The sequence below is a fragment of the Streptomyces sp. NPDC053474 genome (assembly GCF_044544845.1).
Taxonomy (GTDB): Bacteria; Actinomycetota; Actinomycetes; order Streptomycetales; family Streptomycetaceae; genus Streptomyces.
This window is the reverse complement of the sequence record NZ_JBITXV010000010.1, coordinates 1-25,184: the sequence shown is the minus strand read 5'-3', so window position 1 is coordinate 25,184 and position 25,184 is coordinate 1. Positions and strand designations below refer to the sequence as shown.

The window sequence follows — 25,184 nt, the reverse complement described above, 5'->3', positions numbered from 1 at the left end:
CCGTGCCGATGGGCCGCGAGCGCTGGCGGCGCTCCCCGGTCAAGCTCAGCCGTGGGCGGCCACAGCCACTGGGCAGCTCACCTGTCGAATGGCTATGTGCGCGACGCGCCCCACATGGGCGCCCACCCCGCCATGCCGCACCTGACGGCCCAGCACCAGCAGCCCCGCGCCGCGCGCGGCGTGCAGCACCACGTGCACCGGGCGGCCCTGGTCCGCGGCCGCGTGGACGGTCAGGCCGGAGTACTTGTCCCGCCACGGTTCGAGCACGGAGCCAAGCACCCACTCGGCATCCCGCTGCGTCGGCACATGCCCTTGTCCGTCGGTGCCGCCGCGCGTGTTCGGCAGTCGCCAGGCGTGCACGACGTGCAGCGGTGCGGCACGGTGCCGGGCCGCCTCGAAGGCGAAGGAAAGCACGGAGTCACAGGCGTGGCTCAGGTCGAGGGCCGCCACGACCGGTCGGTACGGCGTGCTCGCCGAGGCCGCCCCGGCACCCTCGGGCACGTGCTCGGCCACGGCGTCGAAACCCGCCCGCACCAGGACCACGGGAGCCGCCGCATGGGCCACCACCGCCATCGCCACCGAACCGGCGAGGAGCCCGCTGAAACCTCCGAATCCCTGACTGCCGAGAACCAGCAGCTCTGCGGCCTCGGCCTCGGCCAGCAGCGCCGGGACAGGCGACCGGTGGATCTGCTCGGCGGTCACCGGCACCTGCGGGTACCGCTGGCGCAGTCGGCTCTCGGTGCCCCGCAGGATGCGTCGGGCCCAGTACTGAGGGGCGCTCAGTTCGGGCAGGCTCACCGGCTCCCCGGTGCCGGGCAGCCCTTCTTCGGCGTGCACCATGCGCAAGGGCAGCCCCCGGCGCAACGCTTCCCTGGCAGCCCAGTCCGCGGCGGCGACACTCTCATGTGAGCCGTCCAGGCCCACCACGATCGACCGAAGCATCTGCCTCACCTCCTTGTGCCGCAAGCGTTGCGCGACACGACCGACAGGGGCACGGGCGTACCGGCCCCCGGCGTGGACCGACCGGCCCTGGCCGCCACAGGTCGCACGGCTGCCTGCCCGCGTTCGCGGTCGAGGGCGAACGCGGCGAACCGCTGCCCCCGAGGGCCGTTCGGCCCGCCCGCCGATGCCGCCCGGCCCGGGCCCCTGCCCGCCCGGCCACTGCTCCGCGGGCCCGCCGGACCGGACGCTGGAGACGTCCACCGATCGAACCGAATCGCGAGGTCCGTGATGACCGGCAGCACCGCTCCCAGCTCACCCGCACCCCGCACGACGGCCGACGGCGTCACGCACGCCCTGCTCGCCGACGGCACCACCATCCGCATCCGGTGCTCACGGCCGGACGATCACGACGCGGTGCTGCGCCTGTACGAGGCGATCTCCCCGGAGTACCTGCGGTTCAGGTTCTTCGTGGCCAGCCAGCGCACGGCCGCGCAGGCCGCGGCCCGCGTGCGCAGGCGCACCGCGCCCGCCGGTTCCACGGGAGCTTCCCGCTCCGGATATCGCGCGCTCCTCGCCGAGCACGAGGATCACCTGATCGGGATCGCCGAGTACGAGACCACCGGGGCGGACACCGCGACATCGGGCCCCGTCACCGCCGAGATCGCCTTGGCCGTCGCGGACCAATGGCACCACCGGGGCGCGGGCACCCTCCTGCTGGAGCACCTGGTGTCCGCGGCCCGTGCCGAGGGGATCACCGCGTTCACCGCCGACGCGCTCGCCGACAACCACGAAGTGCTGAAGGTGTTCGCGGACCTCGGGCTGAGCACCACGCGCCGCTTCGAGGGCGGAGAGGTGCGGTGCGTCGTCCGACTCGACCAGACCGAGGCCTATCTCACCTCCGTCGAGGCCCGCGGCCGCACCGCCGACGTGGCGAGCCTGCGGCCCCTGCTGCGCCCGGAGTCGGTGGTGGTCGTCGGGGCCGGCAGCAAACCGGGTTCGGTGGGCCGGGCCGTGCTGCGCAAGCTGCGCACCGGTGGCTTCCAGGGCCGGGTGTTCGCGGTCAACCCGCGCGCGCTCATGGTCCTCGGCGTCCACGCCTACCCCAACGTGGGCTCCCTGCCCCAGGTCCCGGACCTCGCTGTCATCGCCGTGCCCGCGGACCGCGTCCCGGACGTCGCCGAGGAGTGCGGCAAGTTCGGCGTGCGCGCCCTGCTCACCGTCTCCTCCGGCCTGGACGCCGCCCAGGCGCGGGCCCTGCTGGACACCTGCCGCGTCCACGGCATGCGCCTGGTCGGCCCCAACTGCCTGGGCCTGGCCAACACCGAGCCGGACATCGCCCTGGACGCCACCTTCGCCGCCGCGCGCCCCGCCCCGGGTACGGCGGGAGTGGCCGTGCGTCCGGTGGCGTGGGCATCGCGCTGCTCAGCGGCCTCGCCCGGCTGGGCGTCGGCGTGTCGAGCTTCGTCTCCCTCGGCGACAAGTACGACGTGAGCGGCAACGACCTGCTGCAGTGGTGGGAGGAGGACGGAACCACCGACCTGGGGCTGCTGCACCTGGAGTCGTTCGGCAATCCGCGTGCCTTCTCCCGCACGGCCCGGCGCGTGACCAGGAAGATGCCCATCCTGACGGTCGACGCCGGCCGGACCGAGGCGGGCCGCGCCGCGGCCGCGTCCCACACCGCGGCGGCCGCCAGCCGGACGATGACGCGCCGGGCCCTGTTCACCCAGGCGGGGATCACCGCGACCGACTCCGTCTCCGAACTGCTCGAAGCCGCGGCCCTGTTGCACTCCCAGCCGCTGCCGCGGGGAGGCCGTGTCGCGGTGGTCACGAACGCGGGCGGCGCCGGGGTCCTGGCCGCCGACGCGTGCGCCGAGGCCGGACTCAGCCTGCCGCCGCTCGACACGTGCCTCATCGACGACGTGCTCGGCGTGCTCCCCACGGGGGCGAGCGCCACCAACCCCGTCGACACCACCGCCGCCGTCAGCGAGGAGCAGCTGCGCGCCTGCGTCGACCGCGTCGCGGCCAGCGGGTGCGTCGACGCGGTCCTGGTGGTGCTCGTGCCCACCGCGGTCGCCGCGGCGACCGGCGACGTCCTGGTCCGGTCCCTCACCCACGCCCCGGACCGGCGTCGTGACAAGACGGTCGCCGCGGTGCTCATCGACCAGGAGCAGCCGGTACGCCTGCTGACCGCCACCACCGGCACCGTCCCCGCGTACGCCGAGCCGCAGGCGGCCGCCCGCGCCCTGGCCCACGCGGCCGAGCGCGGCCGGTGGCTGGCCCGGCCCCCCGGCACCGTGCCCGAGCTCGACGTGGACGCACCCCGCGCCCGCGCGGCCGTCGATGCCTACCTCGACCGGCACCCCGAAGGCGGCTGGCTCGACCCGGCCGAGTGCGCCGAACTCCTGGACTGCTACGGCATCCCCCAGCTGCCCTGGGCCTGGGCCGAGACCGAGGACGACGCGGTCCTGGCCGCCGAACGGCTCAAGGGCCCGGGGGGACTCGTGGTCCTCAAGGCACACTGGCCGGGCCTGCTGCACAAGGCGGAGCAGCGCGCGCTCCACCTCGACCTGCGCGGCGACTCCCAAGTCCGTGCCGCCTTCCGGGACCTGGAGACCCGCTTCGGGCACCTGATGACCGGCGTGGTCGTCCAGCCGCTCGCACCGCGCGGCACCGAACTCTTCGCGGGCGTCGTCCAGGACGAGATCTTCGGGCCGCTGGTCCTCTTCGGCCTCGGCGGCACCGCCACCGAGGTGCTCGCCGACCACGCCGCCCGGCTCGCCCCGCTCACCGACCACGATGTGCACGACCTGATCACCGCGCCGCGCTGCGCGCCGCTGCTCTTCGGGCGCGGCGGCGACGGACCGGTCGACCTCGAAGGCCTGGAGCAACTGCTGCTGCGGCTCGCGCGGCTCGCGAGCGACCTGCCGCAGCTCGCCGAGGCCGACCTCAACCCGGTCCTCGCCCAGCCCGGGCGGATCACCGCCCTGGACGCGCGGATCCGGCTCCTGCCGCGCTACTCCCACGACCCCTACCTGCGACAACTGCGACAACTCCGCTGAGCCCGAGCGGTGCGCCAAGGAGGCGAACGTACATGAAGCACAGCAAAGTCGGCTCGGTCATGACGAGCGACGTCGTCACGGCGACGTACAACACCCCGTTCAAGGAAGTGGCCCAACTCCTGGCCTGCCACCGCATCAGCGGCCTTCCGGTGGTGGAGTCCGACGGGCACGTCATCGGCGTGCTCTCCGAGACGGACCTCATGGTGCACCAGGCGGAGGCCGTGGATCCGAACGCACCTCCACGCACGATCCCGTGGCGCAAACTCCTGCCCGGTGCGCGCCAACGCACGCTCAAGGCCCGCGCCCGCATCGCCGGGCTGCTGATGTCGCAACCGGCCCTCACCGTGTACGCCGACGACACCATCGCCGAAGCCGCTCGTGCCATGGCCAAACACCGCGTCGAACGGTTGCCGGTCGTGGACGACGAGGACCGTCTCGTGGGCATCGTCACCCGCAGGGACCTGCTTCAGGTCTTCCTGCGGCCCGACGACGAGATCCGCCGCGAGGTCGTCGAGCAGGTCCTGGTGGACACGCTGTGGCTGGCCCCGCAGACCATCGAGGTGGAAGTCCTCGACGGCGTGGTGACCCTGCGCGGACAGCTGGAGCGCCGTAGCGAGATGCCCGTGGCCGTGCGCATGACCCAGCAGATCGACGGCGTCGTCGATGTCGTCGACAAACTCACCTACCACTACGACGACTCCCATCTGCGGCCCACCGACGAGGCCCTCAAGGGTGTCGCCGACGACTGGCTGCGCAAGCTGTGAGGGAGGTGGCACGATGCCACGCACGGTCCTCGTCACCTACGGATCGACCTACGGTTCGACCGCTGAACTGGCTCGGACGATCGGCGACGTGTTGCGCGAGGAAGGACTGCTCGTCGAGGTGCGGTCCGCGGGTTTGATACGGGACCTGGCGCCGTACGGTGCGGTGGTCCTGGGCGGCGCGCTGTACGCCGGGCGGTGGCAGCGCGACGCCCGCCGCTTCGCGCGCCGCCACCGCGTGGCTCTGGCCCGGCTGCCGCTGTGGCTGTTCAGCAGCGGCCCGCTGGACGCCTCGGCCGCGCAGCGGAACCTTCCGCCGCCGCCCTCGGTGCGGCGCCTGGTACGCCGTCTCGGCGCCCGTGGGCACATGACGTTCGGCGGGCGGCTCGACGAGCGGGCCGAGGGCCGCCTGGCGCGGATGATCGTCAAGTCCGGGACGGGCGGCGACTTCCGCGACGTCGACGCGGTGTCCGCCTGGGCGGAGGACGTCGCGCGCGAGCTCCTGCCGCTGACGGCCCCGCCGGGCTGAGCGGCGCCCGATGAGGCACTACCCGGACCCCGGGTACGGCCCTGTCCCGGGCCCGGGACATCGCAACGCACCGCGCACCGTGGAGGAGGGGGCCATGGCCGTCATGTGGAGCCGCAGCAGTGATCGCAGGGACGGGCTCGCCGCTCTGATGGCGATGGGCCGCGCCGTCGGCGACAGTGCGATCGGCCTGGCCCGCACTCGGCATCCGGGCGTCGAGCGTGGCCTGCGTCCGCAGCGAACCGGCGCCCTCTCCTCGCACTGCTCGGCGGCCGCGTCCCTCGCCAACGTCCCCCTCCATCGCATGCCCACGTGCCGGGAACCACGGTCGTCGGCCGGAGCAGCCGCAGCGTCTCGTGGCGGACCGTACGCCGGACAACGCCGACACCGTCATCGCCACCCTGCTCGTGCCGCCTACCGCGCGGAACAGGGGCGCGATCGAATGCGACCGGCGGCGCGCCGCGTCCCAAGGGCTCGCCGCGGACGACCCGGCCTCCGCGGAACTGACGGACCCGTGCGTACGCACGGTTCGCAACCAACACCGCACATCCGCTTCACCCACTTCCTCGACCTGGCCGTCACCCGCACCACCGGAGGCTCAGATGACTGACGCACCGCGCACCGACCCACCGCCCGTGATCTCCCCGTACCGCGTGAGCGACGTGATGACCCACACGACCATCGCCATCGGCCGTGACGCCCCGTTCAAGGAGATCGTCGAACTCATCGAGGAGTAGAAGATCAGCGCCCTGCCCGTCCTGGAGGGCGAAGGCCGTGTCATCGGCGTCGTGTCCGAAGCGGACCTGCTGCCCAAGGAGGAGCTCCGCGATGCAGACCCCGCTCGCTACGACGTCCTGCACCGCCTGTCCGACATGGCCAAGGCGGGAGCGGTCACCGCGGGCGAGCTGATGTCGAGCCCCGCCGTCACCGTCCACGCCGACGCCACCCTCGCCGAAGCCGCCCGGATCATGGCACGGCGACGTGTCAAGCGACTGCCCGTCGTCGACAGCTCCGGGCTGTTGCAAGGCATGGTGAGCCGCAGCGACCTGCTCAAGGTCTTCCTGCGCGAGGACGAGGAGATCGCCGAGGAGATCCGAGGCGGCATCCTCGCCCCTCTGCCGTCCTCTGCCGGGATCGAGGTCCGCGTGCAGCAGGGCGTCGTCACGCTCGGGGGCACCCTGCGAGACAAGGCGCTCGTCCCCGTGCTCGCCCGGGCCGCCCGTGCGGTCGAGGGCGTCGTCGACATCCGCCTCGACCTGTCCCGCCCGTGAGGTACCTCGACGAACGCCGCGTCCGGGGGCTAACTCCCCGCCCCTCGGACGCGGCGGGCCGTGTCGCCACCCGCCCCGGTGGATCAGGCGGCAGCGGTGATCCCGGCCGGGAGCACCATGGACGCATGGGCCCGGCGGTGGGAACGTCGCCCGGGCAGGGAGTTGGGTTCGGCAGCTGGTGGTCGGTGTCGGAGGGGCGCTGCCGCCGAGGCCGCGGCTCGGCGCCGGGGCTGATCGAGTGGAAGGTGCGTCGCCTTGATGGGGCGAAGGAGGGTAGCCCCTCCAGGAGGGGGCCATCCGCGGACGAATAGGTGGCCGCGTAGGCGGAACCCAGCCGCCTGCGGCGGGGTCTTCGGGCGGACGTGGGCGGGCCCGCCTGCGCGTGAGTTCGCTCAGCTCACGCGCTCTCCGGGACCGGCCTCCGCGTCGCCGCGCGGGCGCCGCCCTTCTCCTCCGCCCCGGCCAGCCAGAAGAAGACCGGCGGCAGGCCGAGCTCGATCGCCGCCAGCACGATCTGGAACCAGTGCGGCCAGCCGTGCACGGCGAGCGACAGCAGCCGGGCCACGCCTCCCAGCAGGAAGACACCGGCCAGCCACCGCACCGCCTGGGCCGGGATCGGGCGCTGTCGCGCGGCCCAGATCCAGGCCAGTCCGTAGCCGACGAAAATGGCTCCCATGAAGCGGCCCCAGCTGTCGACCGTCGCACCCGCTGAACCGGCCCCGGGGAGCGCCGCGTTGCCGAGCGCCACGTGGAACAGGCCAATTGCCACGCAGGCCCAGCCCATCAGAAGTATGAGTGTGCGCAGAGCTTTGGCCACGATCTCTCCCAGATATCCCGGCGGAGCGTAGTTGACACGCGTCTACTAAGGTGGCGCGTGAGTAGACGTGTGTCAACTAACCTTTCCTCATGACGCCCCGCCAGCGCCTCGCCCCCGCGGACCGCCGCGCCCAACTCCTCGCCGTCGGCGCACGGCTCTTCGCCGCCCGCCCGTACGCCGAGGTGCTGATGGAGGAGGTGGCGGAAGAGGCCGGGGTCTCCCGGGCCTTGCTCTACCGGCACTTCCCCAGCAAGCACGCCCTCTTCGCGGCCGTCTACCAGCAGGCGGCGGACCAGCTGCTCGCGCGGACGCGGCTGGACCGCGCCGACTCCCTGGTGGAACAGCTCGTCCAGGGGATGGACGTCCACCTCGACTACTTCGTGGCCAATCGCCACGCCGTCCTCGCGGCGAACCGGGTCCTCGCGGGCGACCCGGTGATCCAGACGATCATGGCGAACGAGCTGGACGCCCTCCGCGCGCGGCTCCTGGACGTCCTCCCCCTCGCGGACGAGGGCGCCCGCGAGGCCGTCTCCAGCGTCCTGAAGAGCTGGCTGGTCTTCGTCCAGGTCCTCTGCGTCGACTGGCTCACCCATGAGACGTGCACCCGCACCCAGTTGCGCGACGTCTGCGTCGGCGCGGTCCTCGGGGCCCTGCGGCCCCTGCTGGCCGAGGACCCCGCCCCCGACTGGCCGGGGCGCGGCTCCGGCGGGGACGACTGACGAACTCGTGCGGGGGCGGCGGCGGGGCGTGCGCGCCCCGGGGGGCGAGGTGAGTTCATCGACCGGGTCTACGAGTTCTACCGGGTCGCGGGACAACAGACGCTGGAACGCCGGTCCAGGCCGCGCGGGCGCACGGCCGAGTCGGGCAGGTGAGGCGGGAGGGGCTGCTGCCCCAGGGCACCCCGGCCAACAACACCGAGCACGCGCACCGGAACCCGGGTCACCGTCGCCTTCAGCAGGACCCGGTGGCGCGACGGCCGCGTCGTCGTCTGGCTCTCGGCCCACCGCGCCACCGGCCACGGCGAACGCTCCAGCGGCCTCACCTTCGACCTCCTGAAGGATTCCTCCCCCTGAAGCCCGTCCCCGCGGGGCCCGCCCCAACTCCTCGCGCTCCGGGTCAGCCACACGTACGCCGGTAGGGAAGGCCCTTGGCGCGGACGGCCCATTCCTCGCGGCTGAGGCCGCGGTCGGTGATCGTGCAGGCGCGCCGGACGGGGTCCGCGACCACGTCGGTCAGTTCGCTGACGTCCCACAGCAGGGTGGACCCATCGTGGCTGGCCGTCACCAGGAGGTGGCGCCCCCGGCTCCACGCCACCGCGCCGATGCCCTTGGACTGGCCTGTAAGGACGGTCAGTTGCTCGGACGCGGCGGGGTTGCTGATGTCCCACAGACTCGTGGTCTTGTCCCAGCTGCCGGTGGCCAGGACGCGTCCGTCGGGGCTGAACGCCGCGGTGAACACGGAGCTGGCGTGAGCCCTCAGCGTCGCCAGACGCCGGACCCGGCCGGGGTCGGCGATGTCCCACAGCACCGCGGTGGAGTTGTCACCCGCTGTGGCGAGCTTGCGGCCGTCCGGACTGAAGACCGCCTGGTACAGCGCGCCGCTGGGGTGGACCGCCGCCCCCAGGCGCCGAGGCCGCGCCGGGCGGGTGACATCCCACAGGATCGCCCTGCCGTCGCCGCCCGCGGTGACCGCGAGACGGCCGTCGGGGCTGAACGCCACCCCGTTGACCCAGTTGCCGTGGGCGCTGAGCGTGGCGAGCTGACGGGGGCGCAGCGGATCGTTGAGGTCCCACAGCAGGGCTGTGGAGTCCGTGCTGCCGGTGAGCGCGGTGTGACCGTCGGGGCTGAGGGCCACCGCGTACACGTCGTTGGTGTGACCCCTCAAGGACGCCAGCTGACGGGGGCGACGGCGGTTGTGGATGTCCCACAGGATCGCGGTGTCGTCGGTGCTCCCGGTCAGCACCCTCCGACCGTCCCGGCTGATCACGACCGAGCCGACAGCGGCCGTGTGCCCGGCCAGGGAAGCCAGCCGCCGGGGGCGTGCCCGGTCGGTGAGGTCCCACAGCGTGGCTCTGCTGCTGGCGCTGCCGTCGGTCGTGACGGCCGTGCGCCCGTCCGAGCTCAGCGCCACGCCTCGCCCGGCCCCGGCGGGACCGGGCAGGGAGGTCAGCCGACGCGGAGGAGCCGACGCCACGGCATCCCACTGGACCACAGAGCGGTCCGCGCCTCCGGTGGCCAGGCTCCGCCCGTCGGGATGGAACGCGACGGCCTCCACCGCGCGGGAATGCCCGGCGAGGACGTCGAGGCGGACGGGGTGCGCGGCGTCGGTGACGTCCCACAGTGCGGCCGTACTGTCCCAGCTGCCCGTGGCCACGGTGTGTCCGTCCGGGCTGAACGCCACCGCCCTGACCGAGTTGCCGTGACCGGCGAGCGTACCCAGTTCGCGCGGATGCCCGGGTTCGCGGACGTCCCAGAGGATCACGGTCCTGTCTGCACTCGCGGTGGCGAGGACGCGTCCGTCGGGGCTGAACGCCACCGCCCACACGGTGCTGGTGTGGCCGGTGAGCGTGGCCACGCGGCGTGTGCGGGCCGGTCGGCGGACGTCCCACAGGGTCGTCTTGCGGCTCTCGCCCCCGGTGGCCAGAGTGCGCCCGTCCGCGCTGAAGGCGACCGCGGAGACGGTGTCGCGGTGGGGGAGGAGGACCAGACGGCGTGGACTGGCCCGATCGGTGATGTCCCACAGGGACACCGTCTTGTCCCAGCTCCCGACGGCCAGGGTGCGGCTGTCGGGGCTGAACGCCACCGCGAACACCGGCTCGCTGTGTCCGCGCAGTACGGCCAGCAGCCGGGGCCGTCCGGGGGCGGTGACGTCCCACAGGGACGCGGTCCCGTCCCAGCTGCCCAGGGCCAGGAGTGTCCCGTCGCGGCTGAAGGCGAGGGTGTTGACCCCCGCGCTGTGTCCGGCGAGCGTGGCGAGGCGGCGCGGTCTGGCCGGGTCGGCGACGTTCCACAGCTGGGCGGTCCGGTCGGCGCTGGTGGCCATGACGTCGGGCTGCCGGGGGTGGTAGGCCACACCGGAGACCCCACCGCGATGCCGGGGGAGGGTGCCCCGGTAGTGGGTTCCCATCAGCGTCGTCACCAGGCTGGCCCGTGTGCGAGGGTCCGTGGTGGTGCGCGCCGCGGCGATGCCGAGGAGCAAGGAGTCGCCCGCCTGCTTGGTGCGGAGCGACTCGGCCTGGAACAGCAGGTTCCGGGCGGCGGCGTCACGCTTCTGGCCCCGCGCCTCCTGCCACTGCTGGAAGGCGAGGCCCCCGCCGATCAGGGTCATGGCGAGCAGGACGACCAGCAGGACAGTGAGCTGGGTACGCCGGAGGGCACGGCGGCGGGCGGCGCGCAGTTCCGCGGTGTGCTGCTGGACGCTGGCGTCGAGGAAGGCCCGGGCGAGCGGCCCGAGCCCGGCTCGGTGCGCGTCCCGCTCGGCCCAGTCGCGGGCCAGGGCGAGGCGACTGCCCGTGTACAGACAGGCCGGGTCGCGTCCGTCGCTCTCCCACGTGTACGCGCTCTGCGTCAGCTGCTGGTGGACGAGGAGCCCGGCGCGGTCGGTGTCGATCCATGCGCGCAGCCGGGGCCAGGCGCGCAGCAGGGCCTCATGGGTGATCTCGACGCCGTCCTGGCCGACGGTGACCAGCCGGGCGTCGTCAGTGGAGAACACGGCCAGGACCCGCGCGGCCAGCTCGGGGTCGGGCAGCTCGGCGAGCAGCCGGTCGCGGTGCGTCCTGCGCCGGGTGTCCTCGGTGCCGTCGCCGATGTGCACCAGACGCAGCAGCAGCTGCCGCGCGGTGGCTTGCCCCGACTCGTCCAGCGTGGCCAGGGCGCGATCGGCGGCGGTGGCGACGGCGCGGTCGATGCCGCCGGTGGCCCGATAGCCCTCCACGGTGAGGAGATGGCCGTGCCGTTGCTGCCAGGTGGCACGCAACGCGTGGGCCAGCAGCGGAAGTCGGCCCGTCTCGTAGCGGCCGGCGGCCGGGGGCGCAGGGCAGTGTCCTTCGGGGAGGGCGGCGGGGCCCGGGTCGACAGCGCGGGCTGCGGGACCGGCGGGGGCGGGCGTGGCCATGCCGAGATCACGCAACAGCAGTTCCGCCAGGCCTGGCTCGACGTCCAGGCCTGCTTCCCGGGACGGCAGGACAATGGCCTGGCGCAGCTCGGATTCCGTCATGGGCGCTACGACGAGCTGGCCGCTCTGCAGCACGGACCGCAGCCATGGGTCACTCGCGCACGGCGTGTAGAAGTCCGACCGCAGCCCGAGCACGACCAGCCCTGCGGGGCCCGCACCGGCGGAGTCCGCCTGCGCCAGACCCTTCAGTACGTCGAGGAAGGCTTGGCGATCCTGCGCGCTGCCGCACTCGGTGAAGAGTTCTTCCAACTGGTCGACCACGACGACGAGTCGTACGCGGCCGGAGTCCGGGCTGCCGTCCCCGTCATCCGCGCCGCCGTCCTGTCCCTCCCGCACAGCGGTGCCGCACGCCAGCGCCACACACGCCCGGGGACCGTCCGCCACCGCCTCGGCCGCGGCCTCGGGGCTCACGCCCGCGGCGCGCGCCAGCTGAGCGGCCAGGGCACTCAGAGGACGCGCGGTAGGGGTGAGCCGCAGCCGCGGCCAGCCCGCCGACCCGGGCAGGGCTCCACGAGCCAGCGCGGGCAGCAGACCGGCCTGCAACAGCGAGGACTTGCCCGCGCCGGACGGAGCGACCACGGCGAGCGCTCCTCCGGCGCGCACCCGTTCGTCAAGGCGCACGAGCAGTTCGGCGGTCAGCCGGTCCCGGCCGAAGAACCACCCGGCCTGCCTCTCCGCGAACGCTGCCAGGCCCGGGTAGGGGCACTCCCCGCCGCGGGTGTCCGACGTGGACTGCCGGGCCCGGCGGACACCGTCCTCGTAGTGCAGGTGCAGGTCGCGCTCCGCGATGTGCAGGTCCCGCCCGGCCTGGTAGATCCGGGCTCGACGGGAGGCCAGGGCGCGCAGCACCGTCCTCTCGCCGCCGAGGACCGGCTTGTCCGGCCCGGTCATGGCCCCGTGATCTGCTGGTCGCCGCCTGCCTGGTACACCCGCCCGGAACGGGTCGCGGTGGCGTGCATCGTGATGTGCCGCACCGCGGGCCGTTCGGACGGAGGCAGCAGCGGCGTCCAGACCTGCTCCAGGACCCGTCGTATCTCGGCCAGGGCGTCCGGGTCGGCGGCCACCAGCTGAGCCAGCCTCCCCCTCCACTCGTCGGCCAGGGCGCCCTCGGTCCGTACGTCACCGTCCCGCCGGGCGGCTAGCAACACGGCCCGTGCGCGGTCCAGTTCCGCCTCGATCGCCACGGCCCGCTCCGGGTGCACCCGCTGCCACAGGGCCACCGCCCCGGCCCGCGCCTGCTGCCACGTGTCGGTGGCGATCGCCGTCACCAACGCTGTCCCTGCCGCCATCACCAACGGATCCACCCGGCACCTCCACGCCCCATCGGCCGGTAAGAAACCAGCCAACTTCCCGTGGATGCCATCCTGGCCTTCGAGCGAAGATCACACACAGTAATCGGGCGAATGTGTGACAGCCGCCGCCATCCGTCTCCTGATGGGCTGCCGGGACGCATCACGAGGGCTGTGGCAAGGCAGTGACAGGCGAGCTTGAGGGGGCACCGGGCCGTGTGCGGCGACGGTGACTGCCGTGAGCGCCCTGTGAGTCCGCCGCGGTGACACCGTGCGGCGGACCACCGCGCCCCGCGCGAAGTACCGCCCGACGTGGCGATCCGCACAGCCTACCCGCGTGAGTGGTGCGCCCCGCGGCGCCCGCGCCAGGACGGTTTGCCAGCGATGCCCGTCTACAGATACCGAGGCCCGTCTACAGATAGGGCAGGACGAAGTCGAAACCGGCCTTGCGGTGGGCGGCCCCGGCCATGGCGGTGGCGCCCGCCGCGCCCGCGGTCGCCTTGAGCACGGTGATGAGCATGGCGCGCCGGTCCGGGTTCTCGGTGTCGCCGCTGTCCCGCGGCGACCCCGGCTTGGGCTGTCTCAGGTCCATGTGTGACTCCTTCACTCCGCCGGGCCCCGGCATCGCGGATCACGCGCACCAGCGCCCGCAGGACGGATTCCAAAGACTCACCCCGGCACCGGACCTCCCTGGGCCTCCGGTGCATCGAGGGACCCTCACCCTGCCCCACGGCTCCGAAGGCAGCCAGCGCGGTTCCGGTCAGCGGAACGTCACCACGGGGGCGGCGGAGCGGCGTTGCCCGGCCCAGTGGTACAGCAGCACCGAAGCCACCGCGGCGGCAGCGCACCAGGTGGAGATGAACTCCTGCCGCCACAGGACGAAGGAGACCGCGGCCCCGATGCCGGTCAGGACCCCGAGGAGGGTGAGGACGCGGTCACCGGAGACGAGCAGGGAGCCAATGGTCGCGAGCAGGTAGCCCGCGACGGTCAACTCCGGGTGGGAAAGGCCGAGGGCGTAGCCGACCGTGTGCCCGCGAATCTCGGCGCTCACGGTACGAGTGACCAGCGCGTACGCGAGCACTGCCGCTGTTGCGACCCCCGCGGCGAGGGGGATCAGCAGACGGCGGCGGGCGCGGGGCGGCGCGGCGCACAGGACGGCTGCGGGTACCCACAGCGGAAGCAGGGGCAGGGCGATGACGGCCCACGTGGTGGTGGCGGCCCCGGTCCCGCCGTTGTGGTGCCAGACGACGGCCTCGATCAGCTGATGAGCCCCCAGGAGGACGGGAAGTGCGGCCAGGGGCAGATCGCGGGGGCGTCGCGCCGCCCGGGCCACGGTGGCGACTCCTACGGCTGTGATGCCCGTACCCGCGACGAGGTCGGCTGTTGCGCTCCAGCACATGGGGGCAACGGTACGTGAGGGCGGGCTCGCCAGGGCTGTGCAGGGGTCTTGCCCAGGCAACCGCACACCGTCGACCGGGGCACGCGTCGAAGACGCCAGCGATCTGCTGTCACTCCGGCGCGGCGTCGACTCCGGTTCGGGCCGTTACCTTCCCTTGAGCGACCACAGAGAGGGGGTGTTGTTCCGCTCCAGTCCCTCCGTGCGGCGCCCGTACCGGGCGCGCAGCACCAGCAGGGCGATGCCACCCACGGCGCCCGCGCCTGCGTACCCGACGACCATGTCCTTCTCGACGGGCGACTCGCTGATGTGGGCAACGCCGTTCCGTGACACCCAGACGCGGTCACCGGTGATGTCACTCGTCCCCTCGCCCTCCTCGTCCCACACGCCGTCCTCGGGAACGCCCTCGACGGACCCGTGAAGGGTCTGGCCGGTCGGGTCCTTCCAGGCGAAGTCGTCGAGCTCGCGCCCGTCGGTGATCGTTGCCCAGTAACCGGCCCGATAGGCCTGCGTGGCGACGAGCGCGTGCCGCAGCGGGATCGCGAAGGCGACCAGAGCGGTTACCCACAGCACGACCGCCACGGCCACGGAGAACCGACTCCGGCTGCCCCTCACCCTCCGAACCCCCCCGCACCGCGCCCCCATACACCTGCGTCCTGCCAGAAACGCCACCCTAAGGCCAGGTCAGGCCCTGGCCCGAATCGTCGACCGGTGTGGACGATCCTGGCGGACCCGGCACAGAGGGCGCCGCAGCAGTGCGGTGGGGGTAGCCCCCGACCGGATACGGCGACGAGCCCCATCGCGGCTGAACGGCCGCTCCAGCAAGCTCATGTCCCACGGGGCCGACCGCAGGACGGGCCCTGCGCCGAGGACGGATGCGAGTCAGTCCTGCTGATGGGGAGGCCGGGATGAAGCGCGTACACAGGGTGCTGGTGACGGTGACGACGGCGGTCGCGGTGCTCGCGGCGCCGACCGCGGCGCTCGCCGTGCCGGGGGAAGCGGATCGCACCGGGTTGCAGAGAGGGCTGGACGAGATCACCGCGGTGGGCGCGGTGGGCGCGCTAATGGAGGTACGGGACGAAGGCGGCGTGTGGCGCGGCACCAGTGGGGTCTCCGAGCTGGGCACGACGCGACCGGTCCCGGCACACGGCCGCTTCCGGATGGGCAGCATCACGAAGACGTTCCTGGCCACCGTCGTCCTGCAACTCGTGGCCGAGGGCCGCCTGCAGTTGGACGACAAGGTCGGCACGTGGCTGCCCGGTGTCGTCCCCAACGGTCACCTGATCACCGTGCGGCAGCTGCTCAACCACACGAGCGGGGTGCCGGACTACCGCCGCGCGCTGCCGATGCCACCGGCGCCGGAGTTCCTGGACAACCGCCTGCGGACCTGGTCCGCGGCCGAGCTGATTCAGCGGGCGGTCGCCGATCCGCCGACGTTCGAACCCCCGGGCTCCGACTACGCGTACTCCAACACCGGTTACCTCCTGCTCGGCCAGATCATCGAGAAGGTGACCGGCCGTCCGTACGGCGAGGAGATCGAGCGCCGGATCATCCGACCCCTGCGGTTGCGCGGCACCTCGGTGCCGGGGACGTCCCCGCGCCTTCGAGGGCCGCACCCGCACGGCTACGTACCGATCCAGCGGGCCACGGGAAGGCAGCTCGTCGACCTCACCGTGATGAATCCGTCGCTGCTGGGCGCGGGCGGCGAGATGATCTCCACGACGAGCGACCTCAACCGGTTCATGGCCGCGCTCCTCGGCGGGCGCCTCCTGCCGCGCCACTTGCTCGACGCCATGCAGACCCCCGGTCGCAAGGACAAGACGTACGGGCTGGGGCTGCGCTGGCAGGACACCTCGTGCGGGGTGCGTGTGTACGGCAACGACGGCGACGCCCTGGCCTATCAGGCCTGGTCGTTCACCACCGAGGACCGGCGCCGCCAGGTCACCGTCGCGCTCACGCCCGACTTCCGCGGCGACCCGGACGACGCCGTCGACGCGCTCCTCGACGAGGCGTTCTGCGACTGACCCTTACCCATGGCCCTCACCCGTGGCTTTCACTCGTGGTCCTCACCCGGCGGACCGAAGCGGCGGCTCGGGCAGCCAGTCCCGGGTCGGGTCGTACTCCAGCCACCTGCTCCGCCTCGCCTCCTCCGCGCAGGCGGTGGCGAGCCCGTCGAGGCCCGGGTGTCCGTTGCCGGTGCGCCACAGCAGCGACCAGGCGTACAGCGGCGTGGGTGCGACGAGGGGAACCGAGCGCAGTCCGGGGACCTCCGGCAGGGGCACGTCCGCGGGGACCAGTGAGAAGCGTCGTGGCTCTTGCGCCACTTCGGCGAGGAAGTGGGCGAGCCCCAGGTTGACGCTGGCGGCCGTGTCCCTGATGCCGAACCGGACGGCGAACTGGTGGAGGAAGTCGAGCCGGTCCAGGGTGCCGGGCGCCCACAGCACGCTGTCGCGCAACTGGTCCGGCCGCAGGGCCGGTTCGGCCGCGAGGGGGTGGTCCGCGCTGAGGACGGCGTCGACCGGTTCGAGGCGGACGAGGCGGTGGGCGAGGCCGTCGGGCAGCGGGGGGTGGACGCGGCCGAAGGCCGCGTCGGTGTCGCCGTGCAGCAGCGACGCCGTCACCGACGGCAGGTCGCGCCCGTGCCCCAGCGCCAGTTCCCCGGCCCGTCCGGCGACCTGGGCCAGCGACCGCATCGGCGCGTAGAGGTGTCCCCAGACGTCCACGCGCAGCGGACGGTCCTTGCCGACCACCGCCGTGACGGCGGCGTCGGCCGCGGCGACGGCCTGCCGGGCCGGTGGGAGGAAGCGCTGTCCGGCCTCGGTGAGGCGTACGCCGCTGCCGCCGCGGTGGAACAGCTCGGTGCCGAGCAGGGATTCAAGGCGCGCGATCCTCTTGGACAGGGCCTGCTGGGAGAGGGAGAGCGTCCCGGCCGCCCGCCCGAAGTGCAGTTCGTCGGCGGTGCGCACGAAGGCACGTACCTGCGCCACGTCGAGATCCATGGCTCTCACCATAGGTGACAACCAATGGTTGTCGGTCTTCGCCCGGCCGTTGTTGGATTCCGGCGGGGCCGCGGGGGTTGCATCGTCGGCATGCAAAGACTGATCCCCACGGGGCAAGCGACGCGCCCCGTCGCCTTCGCCGAGGTACCCCAGCCCGTGCCGGATCCCGGTGAGGCACTGGTCAAGGTCGAGGCGTTCGCGCCCAACCGGGGCGAGACCTTCCTCCTCGAACACCCCAAGTCGGGGCTGCTGCCCGGCAAGGACGTCGCAGGGCTCGTCGTCCAGGCGGCGGCCGACGGCTCCGGACCCGGCATCGGCGCCCGCGTGGTCGGGCATCCGGCACAGGGCGGCTGGGCCGAGTACGCCGCCGTGCCCACGCACTCGCTCGCGGCGCTCCCGGGCAGCATCACCAGCGCACGGGCCGCGGCCCTTCCGCTGGCCGGGATCACCGCCCTGCGGCTGCTGCGTACGGCCGGTTCCCTGGCCGGTCGACGGGTGCTGCTGACCGGCGCCTCCGGTGGCGTCGGCCACTACGTCACCGAGTTGGCCATCGGGGCCGGAGCGGAGCTGACCGCGGTGACGGCCACGCCACCGCGTGGCGAGCGGCTCGCGGAACTCGGCGCGCAGATCGTGCACGAGGTCGCCGCGGCGCGGGGCCCGTTCGACGTCGTGCTGGAGTCCACGGGTGGGCCCGACCTGCCGCTGGCCCTGTCGAAGACACGCCCGGGCGGCACCCTCGTCTGGTTCGGCCAGGCGAGTCGCACCCCCGTGACCCTCGACTTCTTCCAGCTCCTCAGCGGGCCCGAGCGCGCCACGATCCAGCACTTCCACTACTTCGGCGCCCCGTACGACTCCGATCTCGCCGCACTGGTACGCCTCGTGGAACAGGGTCGACTGCACCCGGAGATCGGCCGCACCGCCGACTGGGCGCACACCGCCGAGACCCTCGTCGACCTGCGAGAACGCCGGATACGCGGCAAGGCCGTCCTCTTGATCGGAGGAGCACGATGAGCGCCACCGAGTTCGCCGCCGCCCAGTGGACCCGTGCCACCGGCGCGGGCGTGGACCCGCACGAATACCGGCGCGTCACCGAGGACCTCGCCTCCGCCACCGACTGGGGGCCCGCGTTCCTGCGTACCGGGCACGCCTACCTCCAGCGCGCGGACAGTGCCGGGTCGTCCCTCTCGGCGGGGGAGTACCTACTGACCGCGGTGCGGTGGTTCCACCTGGCCACCCTCGCGCCGTACGCGGAAGCGCACCGGGCAGCCGTAGAAGCGGACCGGGCCCTGGGCCGGGCCCTCACGGTGCTGGAGCCCGGCGTGCGGCGGGTGAGCGGCGAGGGCTTCACCGGCTGGCTGCGCGGCCCCGCCGACGCGCTGGGAACCGTGGTCGTCGTCCCCGGCCTGGACTCGGCCAAGGAGGAGTTCCTGGATCTGGTGTCCGCGCTGCTGGCCAGGGGCCTCGCGGTGTTCGCGATGGACGGCCCCGGGCAGGGCGTACTCGCGGCCACCACGACGTTCGTGCCGGACTACGAGCGGGTCGTGGGCCGAGTCGTCGACGCCCTCGGCGTCGCCCGCGTCGGTCTCGTCGGCCTCAGCCTGGGCGGCTACTTCGCCGCCCGGGCCGCGGCACTGGAGCCGCGCGTGGCAGCCGTCGCCACCGTCAGCGGCCCCTTCCGCCTGGAGTGGCGGGAACTGCCCCCGCCCGTACGCGACCTCATGGCCCAGCGAGCCGGAGGTGCCGACGCCGCCCGCGCGTTCGTACGTCACGTGGACCTCGCCCCACTGGCGCCCCGCATCGCGGCACCGCTCCTGGTCGTGGACGGCGGCCAGGACGTCATCCCCGGCGTGACCAACGGCGAGCCCCTGGCCCGCCTTGCACCGCGCGGCACCTACCTGTCCGTCCCGCACGGCGACCACTTGCTCGGCAACGCCCGGGCTGACTGGCTGCCGCAGCTCAGCGACCACATGGCCGACAGCCTGAGAGCCTGAACGCGAGGAAAGGACCTGGTCACAGGCGCCTCGCCACGCGGTCGACCCAAGGAGGTGGTCACCTGGGGATCAGGGGCCTGTTGCCCCTGCCGCACGAGGTGGTGGCAGGGGCAGGGACAGACGGTCGTCTCAGGGGCGGGCGTCGGCGCTGGAGGAGAGGAACAGGCGCCCGTCGCCGCCCTGGCCCTTCCACGCCGCGTACAGGCGGTTGTCGAAGGGCGCGAGCGCCGGGCCGTTGCTCGTGCCGCCGCCGAGCGTGGCCTGGTCGCCGAAGGTCTGACCGTTCGCGCTGGCGTTGTAGAAGATGCGCTGGTCGTCGCCTGCCCCCTTCCACGCCACGAAGAGCGCGTCGTGGAAGACCGTCAGGGCGGGGCCGTGGCTGGTGCCGCCGACGCCGCCGAGCGGGCCGCGCTGGTCCCACACCAGGCCGTCGGAGCTCGTCGCGTGGTGGACGCGCCCCTCACCGGCGCCCTTCCAGGCCACGTAGAGCCGCCCGCCGAACGCGGTCGCCGTGGGGGCCCTGTCGGTGCGTGCGTCACGCAGCGTCTGCTGGTCCGACCAGGCCGAGCCGTTCGCGGAGGACGCGTAGAAGACGCGCTGGTCGTCACCGATGCCCTTCCAGATCACGTACAGGCGGCCGCCGAACTCGGCGAGCGCCGGACTGGTGTTGGTGCCGCCCACCAGCGGGCTCTGCCCCGTCCAGCGGGTGCCGTCGGCGGTGGAGGCGTAGAAGATGCGCTGGTCGTCACCGATGCCCTTCCAGACCAGATAGAGGCGGCCGTTGAACTCGGCGAGCGCGGCGGCGGTGCTGGTGGCGCCGCCGACGGTGCGCTGGTCGGTCCAGTGACTGCCGTCGGGACTGGAGGCGTAGAAGATGCGCTGGTCGTCGCCCGTGCCCTTCCACACCGCGTAGAGGCGGCCGTTGAACTCGGCGAGCGCCGGACTCGCGCTCGTGCTGCCGCCGAAGGCACGCTGGTCGGTCCACGTGCCCGTCGCGGCGGACGCCGTGGCCGGACCGAAGAGCACGGCCAGGCAGGTCGCGATGACGAGCGACACGACGAGCCGCAACGGTCCGTGGCGGCCGAGGCTGTTGCTGCTAGGCGCCGGGCGTGGACCTCTCGCGAGGGTGGGTGTGGGCATGACTCCTCCTTGAGGGCTGGGATGGGGGGGGATGGGGGGGCGCCTGGGCGCCTGAGGGCGCCTCGGGCCTTCGGGCCGAGCGACGCTGACGCGGTCGAGGAAAACGTGCGTTTGATCGGACGCTTCCTGCCGCACGACGGCTTCTGGCTGATGGCCGCCGAGGGCTTTGCGTGTGACTGCGCGTCGCGCGCACCCGGAGTACGCCGGTCACGAGGCCTGTCTCGGCCCTCAAGTGACCGCTGTCATGCAGAAACTTCATCCGGGGGAGCGCGGCTCGCCGGGCCCGCGCGTTCCGGGCCCGGGAGCGCCCCCCCGTAACTGGATCAGCTAAGCGACGCCGGACGTGCGGGCCAGGCTGCGGAGTCCGGTCACGGAACCGCTGCTCGCCGACGGCGGTCGCACGCGTCGCCCGCTGTTCCACCGGCCAGGCCGCCCTCCGGGGACGGCCTGCTCGCGGCCCTCACCAGGGCCTCGAACCCGTCATGGTGCTCGGTGCCTTTGACGAGTGTGTACTGGGGCTTGTTCCGCGAACGTGCCGGTGACCTGACCGGCGGGCGGACGGCGCGGGCGCCGTGGTAGCGGCGGCGCGTGAGGTGAGGCCGACGAGGTGTCGCGCGCCAGCGCGTTGTGTGGGCTCCCGTGCTCCTGCGTCGACAGCGACGTGCGTTCCATAGTGTTGCTCCCCCGGATTTGGTCGAGTGCACTTGATGTAGCGCACGGGCCTTGCGTGAATGAGGGTCTCCGAGCACGAGCAGCACGGCCAGGGTTCGGTCCGCTGAGCGGACCGACACGTGCCCGAGTCGCCCGGCACGGCGGGGAGCACCGGGGCCTACCGAGGAGGAGTGAGCGGCAGTGGACAGTAGGTCACCAGCGCCCGGGGGCGGCGGCCGCGGGGTGCTAGAGGGCGCGTTCGCGCTGCTGGAAGAGCTCAGCCGGGTCGGGGAGGCCGGTCTGACGCAGCTGGCGGCCGGTGCGAACCTGCCCAAGGCGACCGCGCACCGACTGCTGGAGCAGCTCTTGGCGCTCGGTGCCGTGCGCCGCCGGGCCGGTCGCTACCGGATGGGCTCGCGCATGTTCCGGCTCGGCCAGTCCTGGCAGTCCTCCGCACGCACCCTGCGCATGGCCGCGGGCCATCCCCTGCGGCAGCTGGCCACGCTCGCGCCGGGCACCAGCATCGGCCTGACCGTGGCCGAGACCGACCGCACCATGATCATGTGCGGGATCCTCGGCGAGGTCGAGGAGATCCTGCCCTGCGGCTCGGGCACACTGCTGCCGCCTGGATCGGTCGCCGAACAGATCATGTCCATCGACACCCCCCGGACAGAGCCGCCGTCGCCGTACTCCGCACGCGAATGGGAACGGCTCCTGACCCGGGCCCGCGACCGGGGCCTGGCCGTCGGCCACAGCGACACGCTGGGCGTGCACACCGCGGCCGCACCCGTGTACGCGCCCGACGGGACCATCATCGCCGCGGTCGGCGCCTCCGTGCTCGACGCCCCACGCCTGGCCGCCCTGGCCGACAACGTACGCCGAGCCGCGGACATGACCAGCGCCGCACTGCGGCAACTCAACCACCGCACACCCGGAACACGCCCCACGCGGCGCCCGCCATCGCTGCCATGACCAACGACACCGTGCCCCAGGCGAGCGCGGGATCGAGTTGCAGCACGGCTGATCACCGCGAACACCAGCGACGGCCTGGCCGCCGCGCGGGCCCGCAGCCACCCTCCCGAAGTTTCACGCTGAGCGAGCCCAGCCCGCCCAGCAGCAGTGCTGGGCAGCCGGTTCTCGTAGCACGGTGACATGAACTCACGGACACACAGGGGCAGGAGACCGAGCCATTACTGCCCGCCAACGGCAAGCCCGGCGGGCAATGGGCCGATCATCGCGAAGTGATCAATGCGGTGCTGTTCCGGGCCCGCACCGGCGTGCCGTGGCCGGACATGGCCGAACCGTACCGCCCCCGGCAGGGGATCCGGCGACGGGAGCCGGGCTCGGTCGCGCAGCTGTCCGGACCGTGTCCGCGGCGACAAGGCGTATTCCAGCCGCGACAACCGCGCCTACCCGCGGCGACGGCGTCCATCGCTCCCCGCCCGACAACCAGCGAGCCAACCGCAGACGGAAGTGCCGGGCCGGTGATCGTCCCCTGCCTCACACAAGGCCCCGTACCGTCGCCGGAACGCGATCGAACGGTGTGTCAAGAAGTGGAAGCAGTTCCGCGCTGTGGTCCAGCCGATACGACAGCGAGGCCACCTCTCCAAGGCACCCTGTTCAAAGGCACCATGACCGTGACGGGAGATCCGCCACGCCCGTGCGGGAGGAATCCCAGACGCCTTCTACGGGCTGTCGACGCGAGCAGGCCTGGTCAAAGGGGTTGTTCAGCGGGCGTTGGCCGTGAGTGGGCGGTCACCGCGGTTTTGCTGTAGGTGGGTGTGGTTCGTCAGTGGGTTGCTGTTGGTGGAGCCACTGGGCGGCATGTTCACCGAGTCTGGCGATCACGGGCTGGGACGCTCGCACGGCGTGGCGCGGACATGCGTCGAGGACCTGCGGATGGAGGCCGGGACGAATCCGGCCGATCCAGCCCCCACGGCTCTTGTGGCGAGCTGGCCGTCGCCGATCTGCGATTCCGGGTCTGGCAGGCCAAGTACCGCGTCGCGCACCAGGACTTCGGCAGCGAACACATTACCCACCCCACCGTCGGCGAACTCACCCTCGACTGGGACACCTTCCGCTACACCGGTGCACCAGAACAGCAGCTCGTGCTCGGACCCGCCGCACCCGGTACCTCAGACGCGGAGCGACTGGCCGATTCAGCCCGCGGCACGTCCCAGAGTCCGTAGGGCCTCTATCGAAACTCAGCCCCTCGGACCCGGTCACGTTGCCTCCGCGTCCTCACCGGCCAGGAATGGGCGCAGGAGCGTGAGCAGGGCGCGGGGGCGGTGCAGGGGGATGATGTGGCCGCAGTCTTCGATGACGTGCCCGGTGAGATCGTCGGTGATGGGGCGGAGTTGGCGTTCCAGTGCCGCACCGACGGGCCGGGCGCCGATCGCCATCGTTGGCACCGTCAGGCGGGCAGTGGCGAGGGCCTGCTCGATCTGTACTGCGCTCTCGGGCAGGGCCCGGTAGTACGAGAGTGCGCGGCTCAATGCCTGGCGGCCGGTGTATGCGCGGACGAAGGCATCCCGGAGGGCGGGGCGCACCCCGTCGCCGAGCGTGCCGACGTGCAGGAACCAGTCGACGTAGGCGGCCTCGTGGCCCTCCAGCACGGTCTCGGCAAGGCCAGGCGCGGCGGCATGGAAGCCGAACCACCACGGCGGCCCGTCGGCGAGGAATTCCTCGGCGCCGGGCAGCCTGCCCAGAAGGGACTCCATGACGACCAGGCGCCGGACGAGACCGGGGTGGCGCAGGGCGAGGAGGAAGGCTGGCGCGGTGCTCGCGTCGATGCCCACCACCGCGGCCGAGGACACGCCGAGTGTGGTGAGAAGCGCCGCGGCGTCCTCGGCCAGGGTTCTCGCGTCGTATCCGGAGGCGGCTGGGCTGCTCGCGCCGAATCCGCGCAGGTCCGGCGCGATGACGCGGTAGCAGCCCGACAGACCGGCCATGACGTCCGTCCAGAGCTCCCAGGTGTGCGGGAAGCCGTGCAGTAGCAGGACGGCCGGGCCCGATCCGGCGAGGGCGACGTTCAGTTCGACACCGTTGACAGGCACGCGCCGCAGCTCGGGCATGGAGAGGCTCCAGGTGTGGTGAGGAATGGTGACCACGTCACGTTAGGGAACTAACCTGGTTCCTCCAAGACGGCACTTTCCCTTCAGGTGGTGAGCCCCAGGTGACCACGTCGAGGCCCGGCGGACGTGACCAGCGACCCGGTGCGCGCGGGGACCTGCTGGATCCGCTCTGCCCGACCCGCCAGCTACTCGACCGCATCGGCACCAAATGGACGTCGATGACGGTCAAGGTGCTGGCCGAGGAGGCTCCGGGTGAGCTGCGCTTCGCGGAACTGCGGCGCCGTATCCCGGGCATCTCACAGAAGATGCTGTCCGTCACCCTGCAGAGCCTCGTCCGCGACGGCCTGGTCATGCGCCGTGTGGAACCGACCGTGCCGCCCGCCGTCCACTACCGGCTCACCGAACTCGGCCTGTCCCTCGAAGGGCCGCTCTCCGCCCTGCGGGTCTGGGCCGAGACGCACATGCCGGAGATCGACCGCAGCAACCAGCTCGCCGACGAGTCACCCCCCGACTAGGGCGTGGATCGAACATGCCCATCACAGCCACTCGTTGATGGCCGCGATAAGGACGGTCGCCTCGTAGCGGCCCGCGAGCTTGTCGTACCTTGTGGCCACGACGCGGTGCCTTGTGGGGCGATTGATGGCGCACTCGACCGCGTGGCGGGTTTTGTGATCCCCCGGGGTAAACCTCGGAAGTCGGCCGCCGTGGGAACCAAGTTCGTCGCGGTTGCGGGCCGGGGCGGCCTTGCCCGGGATAGTGCGGTGGATCCCGCGGCGGCGCAGGTAGGCGTGGTTTCTGCGGGAGGCGTAGGCCTTGTCGGCCCTCGCGCGGTCGGGGCGGATGCGTGGCTGGCCCGGCTTGATGCGGGGAACGCGGGCCTTTGCCAGCACGAGTTCGAACTGCGGTGGTTTCCTCGCCGTCCTGCTGCCGGGGACTGGAGCCGGGTGAAAACCTGGCGCCAGGTGCCGTTCCGCTGCCAGCGGCGGTGCCGTTCGTAGAGCTGTCCCCACGTCCTGTACTCGTCGGGCGCGTCGCGCCGCGGAATGCCGGTCTGGATTCTGGAGCGTGTGCTGTCGGTCGGCTGCCGTTGTGGTC

General features: G+C 72.7%; 19 protein-coding genes and 4 pseudogenes. 12 read left to right on the top strand and 11 right to left on the bottom strand.

The genetic code is table 11. The features are described from left to right. Nucleotides 1-45 precede the first annotated feature (45 nt). Nucleotides 46-942 carry a universal stress protein gene (locus ACIG3E_RS24000; protein ID WP_399619930.1) on the bottom strand — a complete coding sequence of 299 codons (897 nt, stop codon included), beginning with the start codon at nt 940-942 and terminating at the stop codon, nt 46-48. Nucleotides 943-1,230: 288 nt separating this feature from the next. On the opposite strand from ACIG3E_RS24000, the pseudogene ACIG3E_RS23995 reads away from it, so the two are divergent. From ACIG3E_RS23995 to ACIG3E_RS23980, 4 genes and pseudogenes are all read left to right on the top strand, one after another. Then, nucleotides 1,231-4,001, top strand: a pseudogene (locus ACIG3E_RS23995) (GNAT family N-acetyltransferase). A gap of 32 nt (nt 4,002-4,033) precedes the next feature. After that, on the top strand, nt 4,034-4,765 hold the full coding sequence (locus ACIG3E_RS23990) for a CBS domain-containing protein (protein WP_399619927.1): 732 nt from the start codon (nt 4,034-4,036) through the stop codon (nt 4,763-4,765). A 13-nt stretch (nt 4,766-4,778) separates the two neighbouring features. Then, complete coding sequence (locus tag ACIG3E_RS23985; protein WP_399619925.1) at nt 4,779-5,291, top strand: flavodoxin domain-containing protein; 513 nt, start codon at nt 4,779-4,781, stop codon at nt 5,289-5,291. Between the two features lie 662 nt (nt 5,292-5,953). After that, a pseudogene (locus tag ACIG3E_RS23980) lies at nt 5,954-6,559 on the top strand (CBS domain-containing protein). 397 nt (nt 6,560-6,956) lie between these two features. On the opposite strand, the gene ACIG3E_RS23975 reads toward ACIG3E_RS23980, so the two are convergent. Then, entirely contained in the window at nt 6,957-7,376 is a 420-nt protein-coding gene (locus ACIG3E_RS23975; RefSeq protein WP_399619922.1) for a DUF4345 domain-containing protein, read from the bottom strand. Nucleotides 7,377-7,465: 89 nt separating this feature from the next. Here ACIG3E_RS23975 and ACIG3E_RS23970 point away from each other — a divergent pair, with 89 nt between their 5' ends. Continuing rightward, on the top strand, nt 7,466-8,095 hold the full coding sequence (locus ACIG3E_RS23970) for a TetR/AcrR family transcriptional regulator (RefSeq protein ID WP_399619919.1): 630 nt from the start codon (nt 7,466-7,468) through the stop codon (nt 8,093-8,095). 397 nt (nt 8,096-8,492) lie between these two features. Here ACIG3E_RS23970 and ACIG3E_RS23965 read toward each other — a convergent pair whose 3' ends face one another. From ACIG3E_RS23965 to ACIG3E_RS23945, 5 genes are all read right to left on the bottom strand, one after another. Continuing rightward, nucleotides 8,493-12,440 (bottom strand): DNA-binding protein, encoded by a 3,948-nt coding sequence (locus ACIG3E_RS23965; protein ID WP_399619917.1) that lies wholly within the window; start codon nt 12,438-12,440, stop codon nt 8,493-8,495. Further along, nucleotides 12,437-12,838, bottom strand: coding sequence for a hypothetical protein (locus ACIG3E_RS23960; RefSeq protein ID WP_399619914.1), 402 nt, complete (start codon nt 12,836-12,838; stop codon nt 12,437-12,439). The genes ACIG3E_RS23965 and ACIG3E_RS23960 overlap by 4 nt, the downstream gene beginning before the upstream one ends. Before the next feature lie 412 nt (nt 12,839-13,250). Continuing rightward, nucleotides 13,251-13,430, bottom strand: a complete 180-nt coding sequence (locus tag ACIG3E_RS23955) for a hypothetical protein (RefSeq protein ID WP_399619911.1) — start codon at nt 13,428-13,430, stop codon at nt 13,251-13,253. Between the two features lie 168 nt (nt 13,431-13,598). After that, nucleotides 13,599-14,237, bottom strand: a complete 639-nt coding sequence (locus ACIG3E_RS23950) for a DUF6629 family protein (protein ID WP_399619908.1) — start codon at nt 14,235-14,237, stop codon at nt 13,599-13,601. 144 nt (nt 14,238-14,381) lie between these two features. Next, nucleotides 14,382-14,822: a hypothetical protein gene (locus ACIG3E_RS23945; protein WP_399619906.1), complete on the bottom strand. Its 441-nt coding sequence runs from the start codon at nt 14,820-14,822 to the stop codon at nt 14,382-14,384. Between the two features lie 320 nt (nt 14,823-15,142). Between ACIG3E_RS23945 and ACIG3E_RS23940 the strand changes: the two genes are divergently transcribed. Beyond that, nucleotides 15,143-16,258, top strand: a complete 1,116-nt coding sequence (locus ACIG3E_RS23940; protein WP_399619903.1) for a serine hydrolase domain-containing protein — start codon at nt 15,143-15,145, stop codon at nt 16,256-16,258. Nucleotides 16,259-16,300: 42 nt separating this feature from the next. Here the strand turns inward: ACIG3E_RS23940 and ACIG3E_RS23935 are convergent, their stop codons facing one another. Beyond that, nucleotides 16,301-17,233, bottom strand: a complete 933-nt coding sequence (locus ACIG3E_RS23935; RefSeq protein ID WP_399619900.1) for a LysR family transcriptional regulator — start codon at nt 17,231-17,233, stop codon at nt 16,301-16,303. A 90-nt stretch (nt 17,234-17,323) separates the two neighbouring features. On the opposite strand from ACIG3E_RS23935, the gene ACIG3E_RS23930 reads away from it, so the two are divergent. Next, nucleotides 17,324-18,244 (top strand): zinc-binding dehydrogenase, encoded by a 921-nt coding sequence (locus tag ACIG3E_RS23930; protein ID WP_399619897.1) that lies wholly within the window; start codon nt 17,324-17,326, stop codon nt 18,242-18,244. Continuing rightward, nucleotides 18,241-19,224: an alpha/beta hydrolase family protein gene (locus ACIG3E_RS23925; protein ID WP_399619894.1), complete on the top strand. Its 984-nt coding sequence runs from the start codon at nt 18,241-18,243 to the stop codon at nt 19,222-19,224. Before ACIG3E_RS23930 ends, ACIG3E_RS23925 begins: the two co-directional genes overlap by 4 nt. Before the next feature lie 129 nt (nt 19,225-19,353). On the opposite strand, the gene ACIG3E_RS23920 is transcribed toward ACIG3E_RS23925, so the two are convergent. Then, nucleotides 19,354-20,364 carry a hypothetical protein gene (locus tag ACIG3E_RS23920; protein ID WP_399619892.1) on the bottom strand — a complete coding sequence of 337 codons (1,011 nt, stop codon included), beginning with the start codon at nt 20,362-20,364 and terminating at the stop codon, nt 19,354-19,356. An 852-nt stretch (nt 20,365-21,216) separates the two neighbouring features. Here ACIG3E_RS23920 and ACIG3E_RS23915 point away from each other — a divergent pair. The 3 genes and pseudogenes from ACIG3E_RS23915 to ACIG3E_RS23905 all read left to right on the top strand — a co-directional run bounded on the left by ACIG3E_RS23915 (nt 21,217) and on the right by ACIG3E_RS23905 (nt 23,204). Beyond that, a complete protein-coding gene (locus ACIG3E_RS23915) occupies nt 21,217-21,987 on the top strand; it encodes a helix-turn-helix domain-containing protein (protein WP_399619889.1) in 771 nt (256 codons plus the stop codon). A 221-nt stretch (nt 21,988-22,208) separates the two neighbouring features. Further along, a pseudogene (locus ACIG3E_RS23910) lies at nt 22,209-22,650 on the top strand (hypothetical protein). 245 nt (nt 22,651-22,895) lie between these two features. Further along, a complete protein-coding gene (locus ACIG3E_RS23905) occupies nt 22,896-23,204 on the top strand; it encodes a hypothetical protein (protein WP_399619886.1) in 309 nt (102 codons plus the stop codon). Between the two features lie 33 nt (nt 23,205-23,237). Here the strand turns inward: ACIG3E_RS23905 and ACIG3E_RS23900 are convergent, their stop codons facing one another. Continuing rightward, a complete protein-coding gene (locus ACIG3E_RS23900) occupies nt 23,238-24,089 on the bottom strand; it encodes an alpha/beta fold hydrolase (RefSeq protein WP_399620623.1) in 852 nt (283 codons plus the stop codon). A gap of 101 nt (nt 24,090-24,190) precedes the next feature. Between ACIG3E_RS23900 and ACIG3E_RS23895 the strand changes: the two genes are divergently transcribed. After that, on the top strand, nt 24,191-24,604 hold the full coding sequence (locus tag ACIG3E_RS23895; protein ID WP_399619884.1) for a winged helix-turn-helix transcriptional regulator: 414 nt from the start codon (nt 24,191-24,193) through the stop codon (nt 24,602-24,604). A gap of 21 nt (nt 24,605-24,625) precedes the next feature. On the opposite strand, the pseudogene ACIG3E_RS23890 reads toward ACIG3E_RS23895, so the two are convergent. After that, nucleotides 24,626-25,184 (bottom strand): annotated as a pseudogene (locus ACIG3E_RS23890) (IS5/IS1182 family transposase); the annotation flags it as partial.

What these genes read in the sequence shown, in the direction of transcription:
- ACIG3E_RS23940 (WP_399619903.1), top strand. Translation starts at nt 15,143, where the DNA reads ATGAAGCGCGTACACAGGGTGCTGGTGACGGTGACGACGGCGGTCGCG.
- ACIG3E_RS23935 (WP_399619900.1), bottom strand. Translation starts at nt 17,233, where the DNA reads ATGGATCTCGACGTGGCGCAGGTACGTGCCTTCGTGCGCACCGCCGAC.
- ACIG3E_RS23905 (WP_399619886.1), top strand. Translation starts at nt 22,896, where the DNA reads ATGCGTCGAGGACCTGCGGATGGAGGCCGGGACGAATCCGGCCGATCC.
- ACIG3E_RS23930 (WP_399619897.1), top strand. Translation starts at nt 17,324, where the DNA reads ATGCAAAGACTGATCCCCACGGGGCAAGCGACGCGCCCCGTCGCCTTC.
- ACIG3E_RS23955 (WP_399619911.1), bottom strand. Translation starts at nt 13,430, where the DNA reads ATGGACCTGAGACAGCCCAAGCCGGGGTCGCCGCGGGACAGCGGCGAC.
- ACIG3E_RS23950 (WP_399619908.1), bottom strand. Translation starts at nt 14,237, where the DNA reads ATGTGCTGGAGCGCAACAGCCGACCTCGTCGCGGGTACGGGCATCACA.
- ACIG3E_RS23925 (WP_399619894.1), top strand. Translation starts at nt 18,241, where the DNA reads ATGAGCGCCACCGAGTTCGCCGCCGCCCAGTGGACCCGTGCCACCGGC.
- ACIG3E_RS24000 (WP_399619930.1), bottom strand. Translation starts at nt 942, where the DNA reads ATGCTTCGGTCGATCGTGGTGGGCCTGGACGGCTCACATGAGAGTGTC.
- ACIG3E_RS23985 (WP_399619925.1), top strand. Translation starts at nt 4,779, where the DNA reads ATGCCACGCACGGTCCTCGTCACCTACGGATCGACCTACGGTTCGACC.
- ACIG3E_RS23970 (WP_399619919.1), top strand. Translation starts at nt 7,466, where the DNA reads ATGACGCCCCGCCAGCGCCTCGCCCCCGCGGACCGCCGCGCCCAACTC.
- ACIG3E_RS23960 (WP_399619914.1), bottom strand. Translation starts at nt 12,838, where the DNA reads ATGGCGGCAGGGACAGCGTTGGTGACGGCGATCGCCACCGACACGTGG.
- ACIG3E_RS23965 (WP_399619917.1), bottom strand. Translation starts at nt 12,440, where the DNA reads ATGACCGGGCCGGACAAGCCGGTCCTCGGCGGCGAGAGGACGGTGCTG.
- ACIG3E_RS23900 (WP_399620623.1), bottom strand. Translation starts at nt 24,089, where the DNA reads ATGCCCGAGCTGCGGCGCGTGCCTGTCAACGGTGTCGAACTGAACGTC.
- ACIG3E_RS23990 (WP_399619927.1), top strand. Translation starts at nt 4,034, where the DNA reads ATGAAGCACAGCAAAGTCGGCTCGGTCATGACGAGCGACGTCGTCACG.
- ACIG3E_RS23920 (WP_399619892.1), bottom strand. Translation starts at nt 20,364, where the DNA reads ATGCCCACACCCACCCTCGCGAGAGGTCCACGCCCGGCGCCTAGCAGC.